This window comes from Streptomyces sp. NPDC093591, from assembly GCF_044764885.1.
GTDB lineage: Bacteria > Actinomycetota > Actinomycetes > Streptomycetales > Streptomycetaceae > Streptomyces.
This window is the reverse complement of sequence record NZ_JBIWIY010000002.1, coordinates 683,942-700,514: the sequence shown is the minus strand read 5'-3', so window position 1 is coordinate 700,514 and position 16,573 is coordinate 683,942. Positions and strand designations below refer to the sequence as shown.

At 71.9% G+C, this 16,573-nt stretch carries 17 protein-coding genes; 4 read left to right on the top strand and 13 right to left on the bottom strand.

What is annotated here, in order from left to right; translation table 11 throughout:
- Positions 1 to 68: 68 nt before the first annotated feature.
- The 3 genes from ACIREI_RS06465 to ACIREI_RS06455 all read right to left on the bottom strand — a co-directional run bounded on the left by ACIREI_RS06465 (position 69) and on the right by ACIREI_RS06455 (position 3,736).
- On the bottom strand, positions 69 to 1,118 hold the full coding sequence (locus ACIREI_RS06465) for an LCP family protein (RefSeq protein ID WP_403327945.1): 1,050 nt from the start codon (positions 1,116 to 1,118) through the stop codon (positions 69 to 71).
- 74 nt (positions 1,119 to 1,192) lie between these two features.
- Positions 1,193 to 2,551 (bottom strand): endo-1,4-beta-xylanase, encoded by a 1,359-nt coding sequence (locus ACIREI_RS06460; RefSeq protein ID WP_403327943.1) that lies wholly within the window; start codon positions 2,549 to 2,551, stop codon positions 1,193 to 1,195.
- A 99-nt stretch (positions 2,552 to 2,650) separates the two neighbouring features.
- Positions 2,651 to 3,736, bottom strand: coding sequence for a LacI family DNA-binding transcriptional regulator (locus ACIREI_RS06455; RefSeq protein ID WP_403327941.1), 1,086 nt, complete (start codon positions 3,734 to 3,736; stop codon positions 2,651 to 2,653).
- 155 nt (positions 3,737 to 3,891) lie between these two features.
- Here ACIREI_RS06455 and ACIREI_RS06450 point away from each other — a divergent pair, with 155 nt between their 5' ends.
- Both ACIREI_RS06450 and ACIREI_RS06445 read left to right on the top strand, forming a co-directional pair.
- Positions 3,892 to 6,207, top strand: a complete 2,316-nt coding sequence (locus ACIREI_RS06450; RefSeq protein ID WP_403327939.1) for a glycoside hydrolase family 3 N-terminal domain-containing protein — start codon at positions 3,892 to 3,894, stop codon at positions 6,205 to 6,207.
- A 30-nt stretch (positions 6,208 to 6,237) separates the two neighbouring features.
- Positions 6,238 to 6,765: a hypothetical protein gene (locus tag ACIREI_RS06445; RefSeq protein ID WP_403327937.1), complete on the top strand. Its 528-nt coding sequence runs from the start codon at positions 6,238 to 6,240 to the stop codon at positions 6,763 to 6,765.
- Here the strand turns inward: ACIREI_RS06445 and ACIREI_RS06440 are convergent.
- From ACIREI_RS06440 to tsaB, 4 genes are read right to left on the bottom strand one after another with little or no spacing between them, the layout of a single operon-like run.
- Positions 6,716 to 6,973 carry a hypothetical protein gene (locus tag ACIREI_RS06440; protein WP_403327935.1) on the bottom strand — a complete coding sequence of 86 codons (258 nt, stop codon included), beginning with the start codon at positions 6,971 to 6,973 and terminating at the stop codon, positions 6,716 to 6,718. The genes ACIREI_RS06445 and ACIREI_RS06440 overlap by 50 nt on opposite strands.
- On the bottom strand, positions 6,970 to 8,112 hold the full coding sequence (gene tsaD / locus ACIREI_RS06435; protein ID WP_403327934.1) for a tRNA (adenosine(37)-N6)-threonylcarbamoyltransferase complex transferase subunit TsaD: 1,143 nt from the start codon (positions 8,110 to 8,112) through the stop codon (positions 6,970 to 6,972). The genes ACIREI_RS06440 and tsaD overlap by 4 nt, the downstream gene beginning before the upstream one ends.
- Positions 8,105 to 8,602, bottom strand: coding sequence for a ribosomal protein S18-alanine N-acetyltransferase (gene rimI / locus ACIREI_RS06430; RefSeq protein ID WP_403328067.1), 498 nt, complete (start codon positions 8,600 to 8,602; stop codon positions 8,105 to 8,107). The genes tsaD and rimI overlap by 8 nt, the downstream gene beginning before the upstream one ends.
- 56 nt (positions 8,603 to 8,658) lie before the next feature.
- Positions 8,659 to 9,315, bottom strand: a complete 657-nt coding sequence (gene tsaB, locus ACIREI_RS06425) for a tRNA (adenosine(37)-N6)-threonylcarbamoyltransferase complex dimerization subunit type 1 TsaB (protein ID WP_403327932.1) — start codon at positions 9,313 to 9,315, stop codon at positions 8,659 to 8,661.
- 115 nt (positions 9,316 to 9,430) lie between these two features.
- On the opposite strand from tsaB, the gene ACIREI_RS06420 reads away from it, so the two are divergent.
- On the top strand, positions 9,431 to 9,985 hold the full coding sequence (locus ACIREI_RS06420; protein WP_403327930.1) for a hypothetical protein: 555 nt from the start codon (positions 9,431 to 9,433) through the stop codon (positions 9,983 to 9,985).
- A gap of 142 nt (positions 9,986 to 10,127) precedes the next feature.
- On the opposite strand, the gene ACIREI_RS06415 is transcribed toward ACIREI_RS06420, so the two are convergent.
- The 5 genes from ACIREI_RS06415 to ACIREI_RS06395 all read right to left on the bottom strand — a co-directional run bounded on the left by ACIREI_RS06415 (position 10,128) and on the right by ACIREI_RS06395 (position 14,781).
- A complete protein-coding gene (locus tag ACIREI_RS06415; RefSeq protein WP_403327928.1) occupies positions 10,128 to 10,307 on the bottom strand; it encodes a hypothetical protein in 180 nt (59 codons plus the stop codon).
- Between the two features lie 159 nt (positions 10,308 to 10,466).
- Positions 10,467 to 10,979, bottom strand: a complete 513-nt coding sequence (gene tsaE / locus ACIREI_RS06410; protein WP_062698051.1) for a tRNA (adenosine(37)-N6)-threonylcarbamoyltransferase complex ATPase subunit type 1 TsaE — start codon at positions 10,977 to 10,979, stop codon at positions 10,467 to 10,469.
- Positions 10,945 to 12,189: an alpha/beta fold hydrolase gene (locus ACIREI_RS06405; protein ID WP_403327926.1), complete on the bottom strand. Its 1,245-nt coding sequence runs from the start codon at positions 12,187 to 12,189 to the stop codon at positions 10,945 to 10,947. Before ACIREI_RS06405 ends, tsaE begins: the two co-directional genes overlap by 35 nt.
- A gap of 191 nt (positions 12,190 to 12,380) precedes the next feature.
- Positions 12,381 to 13,547, bottom strand: a complete 1,167-nt coding sequence (alr, locus tag ACIREI_RS06400; RefSeq protein ID WP_403327924.1) for an alanine racemase — start codon at positions 13,545 to 13,547, stop codon at positions 12,381 to 12,383.
- 82 nt (positions 13,548 to 13,629) lie between these two features.
- Positions 13,630 to 14,781, bottom strand: a complete 1,152-nt coding sequence (locus tag ACIREI_RS06395; RefSeq protein ID WP_403327923.1) for a L,D-transpeptidase family protein — start codon at positions 14,779 to 14,781, stop codon at positions 13,630 to 13,632.
- A 117-nt stretch (positions 14,782 to 14,898) separates the two neighbouring features.
- Here ACIREI_RS06395 and ACIREI_RS06390 point away from each other — a divergent pair, with 117 nt between their 5' ends.
- On the top strand, positions 14,899 to 15,270 hold the full coding sequence (locus ACIREI_RS06390; protein ID WP_403327921.1) for a holo-ACP synthase: 372 nt from the start codon (positions 14,899 to 14,901) through the stop codon (positions 15,268 to 15,270).
- A gap of 46 nt (positions 15,271 to 15,316) precedes the next feature.
- Here ACIREI_RS06390 and ACIREI_RS06385 read toward each other — a convergent pair whose 3' ends face one another.
- Positions 15,317 to 16,462 carry a hypothetical protein gene (locus ACIREI_RS06385; protein ID WP_403327919.1) on the bottom strand — a complete coding sequence of 382 codons (1,146 nt, stop codon included), beginning with the start codon at positions 16,460 to 16,462 and terminating at the stop codon, positions 15,317 to 15,319.
- Positions 16,463 to 16,573 lie beyond the last annotated feature (111 nt).

The following is a 16,573-nucleotide window of genomic DNA, read 5'->3' as shown; positions in this document are numbered from 1 at the left end:
CACGCGAGGAGGGAGGGCTCACGGTGAGCGCGCGGAGTCATCTCGGGCGCACGGGGACCCACGCCCTCCTACCGCAACGACTCCCACAACTCCCCCGCCTCCGGCTCCCGCGCCACCACCCGGTTCGCGTCCGACGCCGCCGTGACCACCGGCATCGTCACCGTCTTCACCTCGCCCGCCGACAAGCCCTTCAGGCTTTCGCCGAGGGACATCAGCTCGCTCAGCGAGTCCAGGCCGGTGTCGGTCGTCAGGCTGCCCGTCACCGCGTCGGCGACCTCGTAGAGCTGGGTGGGGTCGGTGAGGAGGTCGGTCGAGGAGATCTGTTCCAGCAGCGCCTTCACCAGTTTCTGCTGCAGGCCTATGCGGCCGAGGTCGCTGCCGTCGCCTATGCCGTGCCGGGTGCGCGCCAGGGCGAGGGCCGTCTCGCCGTCGAGGTGGTGGGTGCCCGCTTCGAGCGTCAGGTGGCTGTCCTCGTCGTCGATGTCCTCGTCCGTCGTCACCGTCACGCCACCGAGGGCGTCCACCAGCTTCGCGAAGCCCGAGAAGTCGATCTCGATGTAGTGGTCCATGCGGACGTCCGTGAGCGACTCCACCGTCTTGACCGCGCACACCGGCCCGCCCACCGAGTACGCGCTGTTGAACATCGCGCTGTACGCCACCTCCGTCGAACCGCCCGACGGCAGCGGGCAGGACGGTCGTGTGACCAGCGTGTCGCGCGGGATGCTCACCACCGTGGCCGAGGTCCGGCCCGCGTCGATGTGGACCACCATCGCGGTGTCCGAGCGGGCGCCGGTGCTGCTGCCGCCGCCCAACGCCTGGTTCTCGTCGCCGCTGCGCGAGTCCGAGCCCAGGACCAGGATGTTCAGCGCCTCGGTCGGCAGCTCGGACGCCGAGGCGGAGGCCGACGGCGTCGTCACCGACTTCGCCGGGCGGTTGTCGCCGAGGGCGTTGTTGATGTCGACGCTCTTGATGTTGCCGTTCAGGTGCCAGTAGGCCCAGCCCGCGGAGCCCGCGCCCAGCACCAGGGCACCCGCGAGGACGAGGCCGGCGGTCTTCAGCACTCTCGACCGCCGGCCCACGCGTCTGCCGTCGTCCCCGTTCTCGTCTCGTCCGGTCACAGGCAGGAACGTAAGTCCGAATTATTACGGGCAGGAACGTCAGACCGGGTTTTCTTCGGAAAATCTCAGACTTCTCAGCCCAGCGTCACGGTCGGCACCGGATTGCTGCCGCTCCACGATCCGTTGAAGCCGAAGGTCACCGAACCGCCGTCGGGAACCGTCCCATTGTACGAGGCGTTGGAACAGGTGACGGTCGCCCCCGACTGCGTACAGCTCGCGTTCCAGGCCTGCGTGAGCTGTTGTCCCGCGCCGAAGGTCCAGCTCACCTTCCAGGACGACAGTGCCGCCCCCGAGCAGGCGATCCTGACCTGCCCGGTGAAGCCGGTGTTCCACTGGCTGGGCAGGCTGTAGGCCGCCGTGCAGGCGTCCGTGGGAGGCGGTGTCGTCGTGCCGCCGCCCAGCGACTCGGCGATCGCGTGGTACGCCGGTTTCGGCGCGTAGTTCTCGTCGTACGGCGTCGCCGCGCCCTGCCCCGGGAAGGTGCTCGGGATCCAGGAGTCGGAGTCGGTGAAGCCCCAGACGGTGACGCCGACGCACCGCGACACCGCGAGACAGGCGTTCATGACGGCCTTGTAGTCGGCGGCCTGCTGCGTCAGCTTGGCGCTGTCCGCGGGCAGTTGCATACGGATGTCCAGCTCGGTGATCGCCACGTCGACGCCGAGGTCGGCGAACCGCTGGATGTTCTGCTGCATCGTCGACGGGACCTGGCCGAGGATCAGGTGGGCCTGGAGGCCGACGCCGTCGATCGGGACGCCGCGCTCCTTCAGGGACTTGACCAGGTTGTACAGCGCCGTGCTCTTCGCGTTGACGCCCTCGACGTTGTAGTCGTTGATGTACAGCTTGGCGCTCGGGTCGGCGGCGCGCGCCGCGGTCAGGGCCTGGGCGATGTAGTCGGCGCCGAGGCCGTTGTACCAGAGGGTCTGCCGGTAGGTGCCGTCCTCGTTGAACGGCTCGTTCACCACGTCCCAGGTCGCCAGCCTGCCCTTGTAGCGGCCGACCTCCAGCGCGATGTGGTCGTTCATCAGCTGGCTCAGCTGGGCCGGTGTCCAGCTGCCGTTCGTCAGCCAGCTCGGGTTCTGGCTGTGCCAGACCAGGGTGTGGCCGCGCACCTGCTGGCCGTGCGCCTCGGCGAAGGCGACGATCTGGTCGGCCTCGGCCCAGTTGAAGCTGCCGCGTGTCGGCTCGACCGAGCCCCACTTCATGGCGTTGCCGGGGGTCAGCGCGTTGAACTCCCGGCCCGCGATGTCGCCGTAGGTGCCGGTGAGTTTGGAGCCGGTGACGGCCGTACCCATGACCTTGCCCTTGGCGGCGGCGAGGTCGCGCAGCGGGGTGTCGGCGGCGTGCGCCGCGGGCGCCGTGAGCAGAAGGGCTCCGACAGTCGCGATGCCGGTGAGAAGGGAACCGAGCGATAAGCCTGTTCTCAGAGATCTCATTGCGGGTGCCTCCGAAAGTTTCGGTCGAACAACCGACTGGCTTCGGTGCAGTGTGGGACGCCACGGAACACCCGTCAATACAGCAACACGCCTCTCCCCCTAAACCGCGGGAGGCGTCCCCGTACTGCTGCGCACCACCAGACTCGTCGCCAGCTCCACCCGCGTCGCCGCCGGTGTCCCCTCCTCCCGCGCGAGGTCGAGGACCAGCTTCGCCGCCGCCTCCGCCATCTCCGTCAGCGGCTGCCGTACGGTCGTCAGCGGCGGCCCCACCCAGCGCGCGATCGGCAGATCGTCGAAGCCGACCACGCTCAGGTCCTCCGGAATCCGCAGGCCCAGCTCGCGCGCGGCCTCGTACAGCCCGAGCGCCTGGAGGTCATTGCCGGCGAAGACGGCGGTCGGCCGGTCCGGGCGGCGCAGCAGCTCCAGGCCCTGCCGGTAGCCGGTCTCGTGGTGGAAGTCGCCGGGCCGGATCAGGTCCTGGTCGACCGGGAGCCCGGCCGTCTCCAGGGCGGCCCGGTAGCCGTCGATGCGGGCGCGGCTGCACATCATCCGCGACGGCCCGGTGATCGCGCCGATCCTGCGGTGACCCAGCTCGACCAGGTGCCGGGTGGCGGCGAGCCCGCCCTGCCAGTTGGTCGCCCCGATGGACGGCACGTCGGCGCCCGGGTCGCCCGCCGGGTCCATCACCACGAACGGGATCGACCGGCTGGTGAGCAGGGCGCGCTGGGACTCGTCGAGGCCGGACAGCACGAGGATCACGCCGTGCGGGCGGCGGGCGGCGACCTGGTCGGCCCAGGTCCGGCCGGGGGTGAGCCGCCCGGCGCTCTCGCTCAGCACGACGCTCAGCCCGGCGTCCCGGGCGACGTTCTCCACACCCCGGATGACCTCCATCGCCCACGCGCTCTCCAGCTCGTGGAAGACCAGGTCGATCAGGGGTGAACGGCTCGCCTCCGCCCGCCGTCGACGGTAGCCGTGGGCGCGCAGCAGCTCCTCGACCCGGCTGCGGGTCGCCGGAGCGACATCGGCCCGTCCGTTGAGGACCTTCGAAACAGTCGGCGCAGACACGCCGGCCTCGCGGGCGATCTCGGCGAGCGTCGCGGTCTGCGGGGACCGCCCGGCCGACGGGGATGTCGTCCGGGTTTCACGTGTTGTCGTCCGGCTTTCAGCGGGCTCCGGGGGTGTCATGGCGGCGATCGTATCCCTGCGCGCCCTCTTGACGAACCCTTCTCACCGCCCCTAGGTTCCCGGAACATTCGAGGTGAACAACGAAACATTCGCGAGAGGGCCGTCCCGTCACCGCCCCGACAGGAGTTTCCAGCCATCGCCCGGACAGGAGATTCATGACCACCGCCCCCTGGCGCGACCCCGCCCTGCCCGCCGCCGCCCGCGTCGACGACCTCCTCTCCCGGATGACCCTTCAGGAGAAGACCGCCCAGCTGTACGGCGTGTGGGTGGGCGCCGCCACGGACGGCGACGGAGTCGCCCCGCACCAGCACGACATGACAACCGACTACGAGTGGGACGAACTGATCGCCCTCGGCCTCGGCCAGCTCACCCGCTCCTTCGGCACCGCCCCCGTGGACCCGGCGCTGGGCGCGCGGGCACTGGCCCGCGCCCAGCGCCGTATCACCGCCGCCGGGCGCTTCGGCATCCCCGCGGTCGCCCACGAGGAGTGCCTGGCCGGCTTCACGGCCTGGCGGGCCACCGCCTACCCGGTGCCGCTGGCGTGGGGGGCCTCCTTCGACCCGCCGCTCGTCGAGGAGATGGCCCGGCGCATCGGCGAGGACCTGCGCTCGGTCGGCGTCCACCAGGGTCTGGCGCCCGTCCTGGACGTCGTACGCGATCCGCGCTGGGGCCGGGTCGAGGAGACCATCGGCGAGGACCCGTACCTGGTCGGCACGGTCGGCGCGGCGTACGTGCGGGGCCTGGAGTCGGCCGGGGTCGTCGCGACGCTCAAGCACTTCGCCGGGTACGCGTCCTCGGCGGGCGCCCGCAACCTCGCGCCCGTACGCGCGGGCATCCGCGAGTTCGCGGACGTCACCCTGCCGCCGTTCGAGATGGCGCTGCGCGAGGGCGGGGCGCGCTCGGTGATGGCGGCGTACAACGAGACGGACGGGGTACCGGCCTCCGCCGACCCGGCGCTGCTGACCGAACTCCTGCGGGAGCAATGGGGTTTCACGGGCACGGTGGTCTCCGACTACTTCGGCATCGCGTTCCTGGAGAACCTGCACCGCGTGGCGGGCTCACCGGCCGAGGCGGCGCACGCGGCGCTGGCGGCCGGCATCGACGTGGAGCTGCCGACCCTGAAGTGCTACGGCAGGCCGCTGGTGGACGCCGTCCGGGCGGGCGAGGTCCCGGAGGAACTGGTGGACGGCGCGGCCCGCCGGGTCCTGCTCCAGAAATGCGAACTGGGCCTCCTGGACGAGGACTGGACCCCCGAGCCGACGACGGCACCCGTCGACCTGGACTCCCCCGCGAACCGCGCCCTGGCCCGCCGGGTGGCCGAGGAGTCGGTGGTCCTGCTGGACAACCCGGACGGCGTCCTGCCCCTCCCCCCGGACGCCCGTATCGCGGTCGTGGGCCCGCGCGCGGCCGACGCCCTGGCGATGCTGGGCTGCTACTCCTTCCCGTCCCACGTCCTCACGCACCACCCCGAGGTGCCGATGGGCATCGAGATCCCGACGGTCCTGGAGGCCCTGCGCGCCGAACTTCCGGACGCCAAGGTGACGTTCGCCGAGGGCTGCGGCGTCTCGGACCCGAACACGGCGGGCTTCGAGGAGGCGGTGGCGCGGGCCTCGGAGGCGGATGTGTGCCTGGCGGTGCTGGGCGACCGGGCGGGGCTGTTCGGCCGGGGCACCTCGGGCGAGGGCTGCGATGCGACCGACCTCCGGCTGCCGGGTGCGCAGGGAGATCTGCTGGACGCGCTCGTGAACACGGGCGTCCCGGTGGTGCTGGTCCTGCTCACCGGCCGCCCGTACGCGCTGGGCCGCTGGCACGGCCGTCTGGCCGCGGTGGTCCAGGCGTTCTTCCCGGGCGAGGAGGGCGGCCCGGCGGTGGCGGGAGTGCTGTCGGGCCGGGTCAACCCGTCGGGGCGGCTGCCGGTGAGCGTGCCGCGGGAGCCCGGGGGCCAGCCGTGGACGTATCTGCAGCCGCCGCTGGGGCTGGCGGGGGAGGTCAGCAACCTGGATCCGACGCCGCTGTACGCGTTCGGGCACGGGCGTTCCTATACGTCGTTCGCGTGGGAGTCCGTCGAGTCGGGGGCGGCACAGGCGGAGATCGGCACGGACGGCTCGTACGACGTGTCGGTGACGGTCCGCAACACGGGCGACCGCGAGGGCGCGGAGGTCGTGCAGCTGTACCTGCACGACCCGGTGGCTTCGGTGACCCGCCCGGACGTCCGGCTGGTCGGCTACCAGCGGGTGGAGCTGGCGGCCGGCGAGGCGGCGCGGGTGACCTTCCGCTTCCATACGGATCTCTCGGCGTTCACCGACCGTTCAGGCCGCAGGGTGGTCGAGCCGGGCGCCCTCGAACTACGTTTGGCCTCGTCCAGCGCGGACGTACGCCACACGGCACGGCTGAACCTCACGGGCCCCGTCCGGGTCCTCGGCCCCGACCGGCTGCTGCGGTGCGGGACGGAGGTGTCGGGGGTGGGGTAGCCCTCCGCGTCAGGAGCGCCAGGGGGTGCCATGGACAGGTACGTTCACCACCAGCTGCGGGCCGTCGTCTCGATCCTTGCCGCCGGTGCCGTCGCCGCCACCGCGGCCGGTGTCGTCCGCGGGTTCTCGCCGCCTAAGGCCGAGGGACTGCGCTTCGCCGCGATCCTGTTCGCCCTCCTGCTGGTGTCGACACTCCTGAAGGCGACCAGGATCAAGGGGTTCAGCGACGTACGGCACTTCGAGGCCGCCGTGCCCCTCGACGACACCGCCGTGGTCCTGCCCACCGACGGCTTCCTGCGCGACCAGCCGTTCAGCCGGAAGCTGTTCGTGCTGTACCTGATGCTCACGCTGCCCGTGTCGGTGTTCTGGGAGCCGTGGATCGTCCTGTTGCCGCTGGGGTCGGCCCTGGACTGGCTGGGGCAGGCCGCGGTGGCCGTCCACTGGGAGCGCCGGCACGGCAGGACCGTGTGGCGAGGCCACGTCGGGAGCAGGCCGTGGGAGCTCTCGGTCAGCTCACGTCCACCGACTCGAACCGCCACCGGTGCACAGCCCGCGTGACCAACCCGGCGGCCGGTTCCGGCAGTTCGGGCAGCCCGGCGTCGTAGGCCGCGTCCCACCACGTGATCACCAGCACCCGGTCCTGGGGCGCGCGGAAGGCCTCCCGGCGCAGGGGCTCGGCGTCGAGCTCCTGCGCCCGCGCCCAGGCGAGCAGCTCCTCTCCCCGCCCCGGAACCGCCCGCGCCTCCCACATCAAGGCGACCGTCACGAGTACAGGTTCTCCTTGCTGACCTCGTGCACATGGTCGTGACCGTGAGCGTGCCCGTGGGCGTGACCCTGGCCCTGGTCACCGAAATCCCCCGGCACATGAGGATCCGTCACCGGCAGCGAAGAGTCCGCCGACAGGTCCCAGCCGGACGCGGGCCGGTTGCGCGCCACCATCTCCGCACCCAGCGCCGCCACCATCGCCCCGTTGTCCGTGCACAGCTTCGGCCGGGGCACCCGCAGCCGGATCCCGGCCGCCTCGCACCGCTCCTGGGCCAGCGCCCGCAGCCGGGAGTTGGCCGCCACACCGCCGCCGATCATCAGGTGGTCGACGCCCTCGTCCTTGCAGGCGCGGACGGCCTTGCGGGTCAGCACGTCCACGACCGCCTCCTGGAAGGAGGCCGCGACATCCCGCACCGGAACCTCCTCGCCCGCCGCCCGCTTGGCCTCGATCCAACGGGCGACCGCCGTCTTGAGGCCGGAGAAGGAGAAGTCGTACGCCGGATCGCGCGGCCCGGTCAGACCGCGCGGGAAGGCGATCGCCGCCGGGTCGCCCTCGCGCGCGTACCGGTCGATGACCGGCCCGCCCGGGAAGCCCAGGTTCAGCACGCGGGCGATCTTGTCGAACGCCTCGCCCGCCGCGTCGTCGATGGTCGCGCCCATCGGGCGGACGTCGGAGGTGATGTCCGAGGACAGCAGCAGAGAGCTGTGCCCGCCGGACACCAGCAGCGCCATCGTCGGCTCCGGCAGCGCCCCGTGCTCCAGCTGGTCCACGCAGATGTGGGAGGCGAGGTGGTTGACGCCGTAGAGCGGCTTGCCGAGCGCGTAGGCGTACGCCTTCGCCGCCGAGACACCCACCAGCAGCGCGCCCGCGAGCCCCGGACCGGCGGTGACGGCGATGCCGTCCAGGTCCCGCGCGCTCACCCCCGCTTCCTTCAGCGCGCGGTCGATCGTCGGGACCATCGCCTCCAGGTGCGCCCGGGAGGCGACCTCCGGCACGACGCCGCCGAAGCGGGCGTGCTCGTCGACGCTGGAGGCGATGGCGTCGGCGAGCAGGGTGGTGCCGCGGACGATGCCGACGCCGGTCTCGTCGCAGGAGGTCTCGATGCCGAGTACGAGCGGCTCGTCGCGTGAGTCAGCCATTGATCTCGGTTCCTTGTACGGAAGTTGCACCCGCGGCGGAGCCGCCGTCGGGTTTCGTGGTCAGTCTCATCACCAGGGCGTCCACGTTCCCCGGCTGGTAGTAGCCGCGCCGGAAGCCGATGGCCTCGAAGCCGAAGCGCTCGTAGAGCTTCTGCGCGCGGACGTTGTCCACGCGGCACTCCAGCATCACTTCGGCGCACTCGAAGGCGGTGGCGGCCCGCAGCAGCTCGGTCAGGAGACGGCTGCCGAGGCCCGTCCCCCAGTAATCCCGGGCGACGGCGATGGTCTGGACGTCGGCCAGGTCCCCGGCGGAGGCGAGTCCGGCGTATCCCACGAGCCGTCCGCCCTCCTCGGCGACGACGTAGTGCCGCGTCGCCTCGGGCCCGCGCGAGTGGGCCAGTTCGGACCAGAACATGCCCCGGGACCAGGCGTCCTCGGGGAAGAGGTCCTTCTCCAGGCCCAGCACCGGGTCGATGTCCCACCAGCGCATCTCGCGCAGCACAGGAGTCGCGGGCGGCCCACCCTGCGGTCCGGTCGGCTGTCCTGTCACTTGGGGGTGACCACCTTGTAGTTCTTGGGAACCTGGGCGTCGGGCCGGCGCAGGTACAGCGGTCTGGGTGCGGGAAGTTCCTCGCCGGCCGCCAGCTTCTCGGCGGCCAGCCCCGCGAGGGCCGCCGCCGACACGTGCTCGGGCTCGTGGGCGCTCGGGAAGGTGTCGGGGTACAGCAGCGCGCCGGCGCCGACGGCGGGCAGCCCGGCGACCTGGTCGGCGATGTCGGCGGGCCGGTCGACGGCCGGGTCGGTCAGACGCGTACGGGAGTCGGCGTAGCGCGCCCAGTAGACCTCCTTGCGCCGGGCGTCGGTCGCCACGACGAAGGGGCCCTTCTCGATGTCGGCGGCGTAGGCGAGACCGTCGAGGGTGCACACGCCGTGCACGGGGACTCCGAGGACGAGCCCGAAGGTGTCGGCGGTCATCAGGCCGACGCGCAGCCCGGTGTACGGGCCGGGGCCGATGCCTACGACGACACCGGTGACGGCGTCGAGCTTCACCTCGGCCTCGGCGAGGACGCGGTCGACGGCCGGCAGCAGCAGCTCGCCGTGCCGGCGCGCGTCCACCTGGCTCGACGAGGCGATGACGTCCGTACCGTCGTGCAGCGCGACGGTGACGGCGGGGGTGGCGGTATCCAGAGCGAGCAAGAGCACGCAAACAGCCTACGGCGCTCTCGCCCCAGGAAGCGCCGCCCCGGCGGCACGCCCGACGGCTGCTACGGTCGGGCTGGATCATGACATACGACCCGAACGACCGAGGTGGGCGACGGTGGCAAGCAGCAGCTCCGGATTCGTGGCGGGGCTCACCGCGGCCGCGCTCGCGACCGTCGGCTTCCTCGCCTACCAGGCCTCGGCGAGCGTCCCGGCCGACCTGGCCAGGCCCGGGGCGAGCAGCTCACCCGAAGTGAGTGCCGCCGAGGGGCCCCGCGACGGCAGGGAGTCCGGCGCGCTGCCCGCCGGGTCCGGTACGGGTGTGCGGGTCGTGTACTCGCTGGACGACGACCGGGTGTGGCTGGTCGGCGAGGGCGACGCGGTCAAGCGCACGTTCCGCGTCACCGCCGGATCGGTCGACCCGGCACCGGGCGTCTACTCGGTCACGTCCCGCTCCAACGCGGTCACCGGCACCGACGGCACCGCCATCGAGCACGTCGTCCGCTTCACCGAAGTGGAAGGCGTCACCATCGGCTTCAGCGCGGCCGTCGACGGCTCGACCCCCCAGCCCGACCCGGCCGTGAAAACGGGCGGCATCCGCGAGTCCCGCGTGGACGGAGCCGCGATGTGGGACTTCGCGACAATCGGCCGAACGGTGGCGGTGATCCGCTGAGGCAGGGGGCGAGGCGCTCTTCAGGGGCGCGGGGCTGTATCGATATGCGGCTCCGCCGCGTGGGTGCGACCAGCCACGACGGCGCCGCGGACGACAGCCGACCCACCGCGGCACCCACCCCCCGGCGCAACCCAGCGGAGCGCTACGCAGCTTTGCGGTGCCCCTGATCAGCCGATGCCCCCGCAGCCTCCGGATCGGGCAGCCGCGGCGGGGTCGAGATCACGTTCGCGGCGGCTCCGGCCGCCAGCAGATCACGCATGGACACCCCCGCGACCACCTGCGGCCGCGGCCGCTGCTGGGCCTTGTTCTCCGATGCCGACATGGACGCCTCCTGGGGCCGGGGGCGGACGTAGTTAGGTACACCTAACTACGGACTGGATACCATGTGACCACGCGCAAGACCGCGAACGCAATATCTTGCCGACGTCTTGTCGGAATGTTCATCCGGCGCATCCACCGCACCCGGCCCGCCCGCGCCCGCTCACGCGGACAGCACGCTCAGGTCCACCGCCGCCCAGCGCTCGCCGAGCCCGGTCACGGTGACGTGGCGTACTTCGTCGGTCGTGTCCCCGACGGCCCGGTGGATGACGACCTGCAGCCGTTCCTCGGTCAGCTCCTCGACCTTGCCCTCGCCCCACTCCACGACGATCACCGACTCCGGCAGTGAGACGTCGAGGTCGAGGTCCTCCATCTCGTCGAGGCCGCCGGAGAGCCGGTAGGCGTCGACGTGGACGAGGGGCGGGCCGTCGCCGAGGGAGGGGTGCACGCGGGCGATCACGAAGGTCGGGGACGTGACCGCTCCCCTGACCCCCATCCCCTCGCCGAGGCCCCGGGTGAGCGTCGTCTTGCCCGCGCCGAGCTCCCCGCTGAGCATCAGGAGGTCGCCGGCGCGCAGCAGCTTGGCGAGGCGGCGGCCCAGTTCCCGCATCTGGTCGGGAGAAGTGACGGTCAGCTCGAGGTCACCCGCGTTGTGCGGTGCTGCTGGTGCTTCCATAGCCACTTACGGTAGCCCCTGCGGGCACGGCACCCGAGCGGGTGAGCAGGTCGGCCAGGCGGTCGGTGACCACCTCCGGGTGCTCCAGCATCACCAGATGCCCGGCGTCCGGCACCAGCACCAGCTCGGCGTCCGGCAGCAGATCGGCGATCGCCTCGCTGTGCTCACTGGGCGTGACGAGATCGCCCACACCGGCGAGGACGAGCACCGGCATCTCCGTGAAGAGGGCGAGCGCCTCGGTCTTGTCGTGGTCGGCGAAGGCCGGGTAGAACTCCGCGACCACGTCGATCGGCGTCCCCTCGATCATCCGCTCGGCGAACCGGGCGACGGCCGGGTCGACGTCCCGCGACGAGAACGAGTACCGCTTGATGATCCCCGCGAACAGGTCGGCGGTGGCCCGGCGCCCCTTCTCCACCAGCTCGGCCCGCTGCCCCAGCGCCTTGAGCACGCCCGGCAACACCCGCCGTACCGCATTCACACCGGCGACGGGCAGCCCGAAGTTGACCTCGCCGAGCCGTCCGGACGACGTACCGACGAAGGCGGTGGCGACGACCCGGTCGCGGATCAGCTCGGGGTACTGGTCGGCCAGCGCCATCACCGTCATCCCGCCCATGGAGTGCCCGACCAGCACGATCGGCCCCTCGGGCACCGCGGCGTCGATGACGGCCTTCAGGTCGCGCCCGAGCTGCTCGATGTCGACCGGCACGCCGTTCTCGACCTGGGCCACGCCCCGCCCGGACCGGCCGTGGCTGCGCTGGTCCCAGTGCACGGTGCGGACGACGCCCCTGAGCGCGGCGCGCTGGAAGTGCCAGGAGTCCTGGCTGAGGCAGTAGCCGTGGCTGAAGACGACGGTGACGGGGGCGGGTGACTTGCGCCCGAAGAGCCGTCGCCTGCGCGGGGTGAGGGCGGGGGCGGCCTCCGGGTCGAGGTCGTCGACCTCGTAGTACAGCTCGGTGCCGTCGTCGGCGTAGGCCTTGCCGGGCATGCCGCGCAGCGATCCGTACGGTCCCGCCGAGTCGAGGGCGAGGCGGGCCTTCTGCCGCATGCCCCGGCCCACGGTCATCCGCTCTATGGCGACGCCCGCGGCCGCGCCCGCCGCGATCACGCCTATCGCCGCACCGGCGATGCCTGTGGCCCTGCGCCAGTTCGCGGCCGCCCCCGTGGCGGAGGCGACGGCCGCGACCGCGGCCTCCGCACTGCTCTCGCTCACGTACCGCTCCTCTTCGCTGGGTCGGGTGGTGCCGGTGTGACGTAGGTGCCGGATGGTGCAGGTGTTGTCCGAAGGGGTGTTCCGCTACGGGTTACCCGTCTTGTTCCTCATTCACCTAGATGCATTCGGATAGACGCATCACATAGACGCATCGCGTCGAGGCATCACATGGACGCATCCAGATGGACACATCAGGTGGACGCATTTCTATAGACGCGTGGAACGCGCGTTCCGATCCGCGTGACGATTTCGTAGGCGATGGTTCCCGCGGCCTGCGCCCAGTCCTCGGCGGTGGGCTCACCGCCGTCACCGGGCCCGAACAGCACGGCCTGCGCGCCCGGCTCGGGCTCGTCCCCGCCCAGATCGACGACGAACTGGTCCATCGCGATGCGCCCGGCGACCGTCCGCCATTTGCCGCCGACCAGGACGGGCCCGGCGCCCGAGGCGTGCCGCGGGATGCCGTCGGCGTAGCCGAGGGGGACGAGGCCGAGGGTGGTCTCGCCCGGGGTGATGTAGTGATGCCCGTAGCTGACGCCGTGGCCCCCCGGCACGTGCTTCACCAGCGCGAGGGACGCCGAGAGGGTCATCACGGGCCGCAGCCCGAAGTCGGCGGGGCTGCCCAGCTCGGGGCTGGGCGAGATGCCGTAGGTCGCGATCCCGGTGCGCACCAGGTCGAAGTGGCTGTCGGGGACGGTGAGCGTGGCGGGTGAGTTGGCGATGTGCCGCACCTCGGGGCGCACGCCCTGTGCCTCGGCGTACGCGACCATCTCCCGGAACCGGGAGAGCTGGGCGGCGATGGACGGATGGCCCGGCTCGTCGGCGCAGGCGAAGTGCGACCAGAGCCCGGTGATCCGGACCAGCCCGTCGGCCTCGGCCCGCAGCGCCTCACGCACCAGCTCGGCCCAGTCGTCCCCGGGCTGGCAGCCGCCCCGCCCGAGCCCGGTGTCGGCCTTGAGCTGCACGCGCGCGGAGGCGCCGGCCTGCCGGGCGGCGTCGGTGACCTCCCGCAGGGCCCACATCCCGCTCAAGGAGACGTCGAGGTCGGCCTCGATGGCCTCCCGCCAGGGCCCGCCCGGCGTCCACAGCCAGCACATGATCCGTACGTCGTCCAGCCCGGCGGCCCGCAGCACGAGGGCCTCCTCGGGCGTGGCCGTACCGAGCCAGGCGGCGCCCGCCTCGACGGCCGCGCGGGCACACCGCACCGCCCCGTGGCCGTACGCGTCCGACTTCACGACGGCCATGAGGGCCGCGCCCGGCGCGAGGGCGCGCAGGGTCCGCACATTGGCCCGCAGGGCGGCCAGATCGATCTCGGCGCGGGCTCGCAGGGGCGCGGTCCGCAGGGCTGCTGTTTCTGTCATCGCGCCCCCAGTGTCTCAGAGGGGTCCGACAACACCGCCGAGCCGGGACCCCCACCCGTGGCCACCGGGTCCGGCCACGGACTTACGCCTCTTGCCGGTGCCCCCACACGTACACCCGGTCGTTCTGCTTCAGCACGCGCCACAGCCGCCGGGCCTCGTCGAGGCGCATGTTGACGCAGCCCATCGAGCCGACGGGGCTGAAGATGTTGCCGTAGACGCCGTGGAAGGCCTGGCCCCCGCTGAAGAACTGGGAGTAGGGCATGCGGCTCTTGTACAGCGTCGACACGTGGTTCTTGTGCCGCCAGTAGACCGTGTGCCACCCGGTGCGCGTCCCGTATCCCTCCCGTCCGCTGCGGATGGGCGCGGGCCCGAACACGACCTTCTTGCCGTGCTGCACCCAGGTCAGCTGCCGGTCGAGGTCGACACAGGCGACCCGGTACGCCCGCACCGGGCACTTCTTGTCGGCGTTCGGGTTCTTCCGGGCGTCGACGAGCTGCATGGTGGCCCAGGTCAGAGGTCCGGCGAACCCGATGGCGGGCTTGATGCCGTGCTTTTTCTGGAAGGCGCGGATGGCCCGGCAGTCGGCGGCCGACTGCTCCCCGTCCACCGGCAGCTTCAGCCACTTCTCGACCTGTCGCTGCCGCGGGCCCGTCTCCTCACTGCACTTCACGCCCCCGAGGGCGTCGATGGGATCGACGTACTCCACGCTGTCGTAGGCCTCCCGCGGCGCGTCCTCGGGCTCGACGGCGTCCTCCTCGGGGGTGGGTGTGTACACCTCCGGCGCCAGCGCCTGGTCGGGCGTGTCCGTCTGCCAGAGCGGGGGCAGGCCCAGGGGCATTCCGGGCACGAGGTCGTGCGGCGGCCCGGAGTCGGAGGGGACGGGGTCGGCCTGTGCTGCGGAGTCCGGGGGCACGAGCTCGGCCTGCGGCTCGGAGTCCGGGGAGACGGGGGCAGCCTGTGGCTCGGAGTTCCGGGAGTCGGGGCCGGTCTGCGGCTCGGCGTCCCGGGAGTCGGGGCCGGTCTGCGGCTCGGCGTCCCGGGAGACAGAGCCGGTCTGCGGCTCGGGATCCTGCGGCACCGGTTCGGCCTGCGGTCCCGAATCCTGCGGCGCGAGTTCGGCCTGCGGTCCGGAGTCCGGGGGGACGGGGTCGGCCGAGGCGCTGCCGACGGGCAGCAGGGTGGCCGCGGCCAGCACTACGGCCAGGCTCCGACTTGCGATACGTCCGCTGATCATGCGCACAGGGAAGCGTGAGGGCCTGCCGGGCGGCAGGTGCCGCGCGGCGGCGTCACCCTAATGAGGAGCGGGGAGCCCGGCATCGGCGAACGGGACGCCGACCGTAGGGTGCTCGGCATGAGCATCATCGGGGTCGGTATCGACGTGGCCGAGATCGACAGATTCGAGGCGGCGCTGCAGCGCACGCCCGGGCTGGCCGATCGGCTGTTCCTGAAGAGCGAGTTGCTGCTGCCCAGCGGCGAACGCCGGGGCATCGCCTCGCTCGCCGCCCGCTTCGCCGCGAAGGAGGCCCTCGCCAAGGCACTGGGCGCGCCCTCGGGTCTGCTCTGGACGGACGCCGAGGTCTTCGTCGAGGACAGCGGCCGGCCGCGCCTGCGGGTGACGGGAACGGTGGCGGCGCGGGCTGCCGAACTGGGCGTGCGGTCGTGGCATGTGTCGCTGAGCCATGACGCCGGTGTGGCGTCGGCGGTGGTGGTGGCGGAGGGCTGAGCCACAGGCACGGGCCGAGCCTCCGCCACCCGTAGTCGGCCGGCCGTCAGCAGATCGACTGGCTGGTGTTCACGCGGGTGATGTTCCGGAAGGTGGTGTTCTCACCGCAAGGGCTCTCCCTGATCGCCGAGTTGGTCACGGTCAGGTTCTGCACGGTGATGTCCCGGTTGTTCGCGAACTCCGACCGCGCCGCGAGCCGCAGTTCCCCGCCGCCGGTGATGGTTCCGGACTGGGCGGCGAGGTTGACGTTGTAGCAGTTCTCGATCAGCACCGAGTTGTTGCCGGTGTTGGAGAGGGTGACCCGGTCGATGACGGCCCCGCCGCTCTCGGACACGCAGAACACCCCGCGCCCGCCGCCACGCGCGATGACCTCGCCCACCCGGATGTTGGTCGGGTACGAACTGCCCACCCGCCCGTTCCGGTTGGCCATGCGGAAGGCGGCGTACCCGGTGCCCGTGCCCGCGTTCTCGGCGTCGACCTTGGTGACGGTGGCGTTGATGGTCTGGTTGAGCAGCAGACCCGACTCGCCCACGTTGCGCGCGGTCACCGTGCCGATGGTGATGCCGTCGACGCCGTACGTCTCCACGGCGTGGCTGGAGGCCCCGGAGACGTACACGTTGTCGATCCGGACGTTGCGCGTCCACTGGCTGGTGTCGCCGCGGTTGTCGATGCGGACGCCGAGCCCGCGCGACAGCCGCATGTCGATCTGCCCGAGGACGACGTTCTGCACGTTGCGCAGGAAGATCCCGTACAGCGGGCCGCCGGTGAGGTTCAGGTGCTGGACCTCGACGTCCCGGGTGCCGCGCGAGTAGACGGGCGCCTGGTCGCCGGAACCGCTGCCGGTGACGTTGATGGTGCCGCAGACGTCGAGCACGGTGTAGCTGGGCAGGGAGATCCGCGACCCGGCGGACATGGCTCCCGAACCTCGCACCACCACCCGCTCCTTGGCGGTGCGCCCGGCGGTCAGGCTGTTGACGGCCGCCTGGACGGCGGCCCGCATGTCCCCGCCCGTGTAGACGGTGCTGCCGCCGCGCCGCGCGGTCCAGGTGCTGCCGCTGAGGACGGCCTCGGCCTGGTAGGAGCCTTCACCGCAGGCGGCGGCCGCGGCGGGGGTGGGGGCGCTGAGGGTGCCGACGGCGGTGAGGAGGGCGGTGGCACCGGCCGCGGCGAGGAGGGCGACTCTGCGTCGCATGGGGGCTTCCTCTCTTCGAACCGATCTCATCGAATCCATTTCGACTGAATCGATTCATCCTGTGGGGGCCGGTGAGTTTGGCAAAGGCACGGCAAAGCGTCAATGGATGCG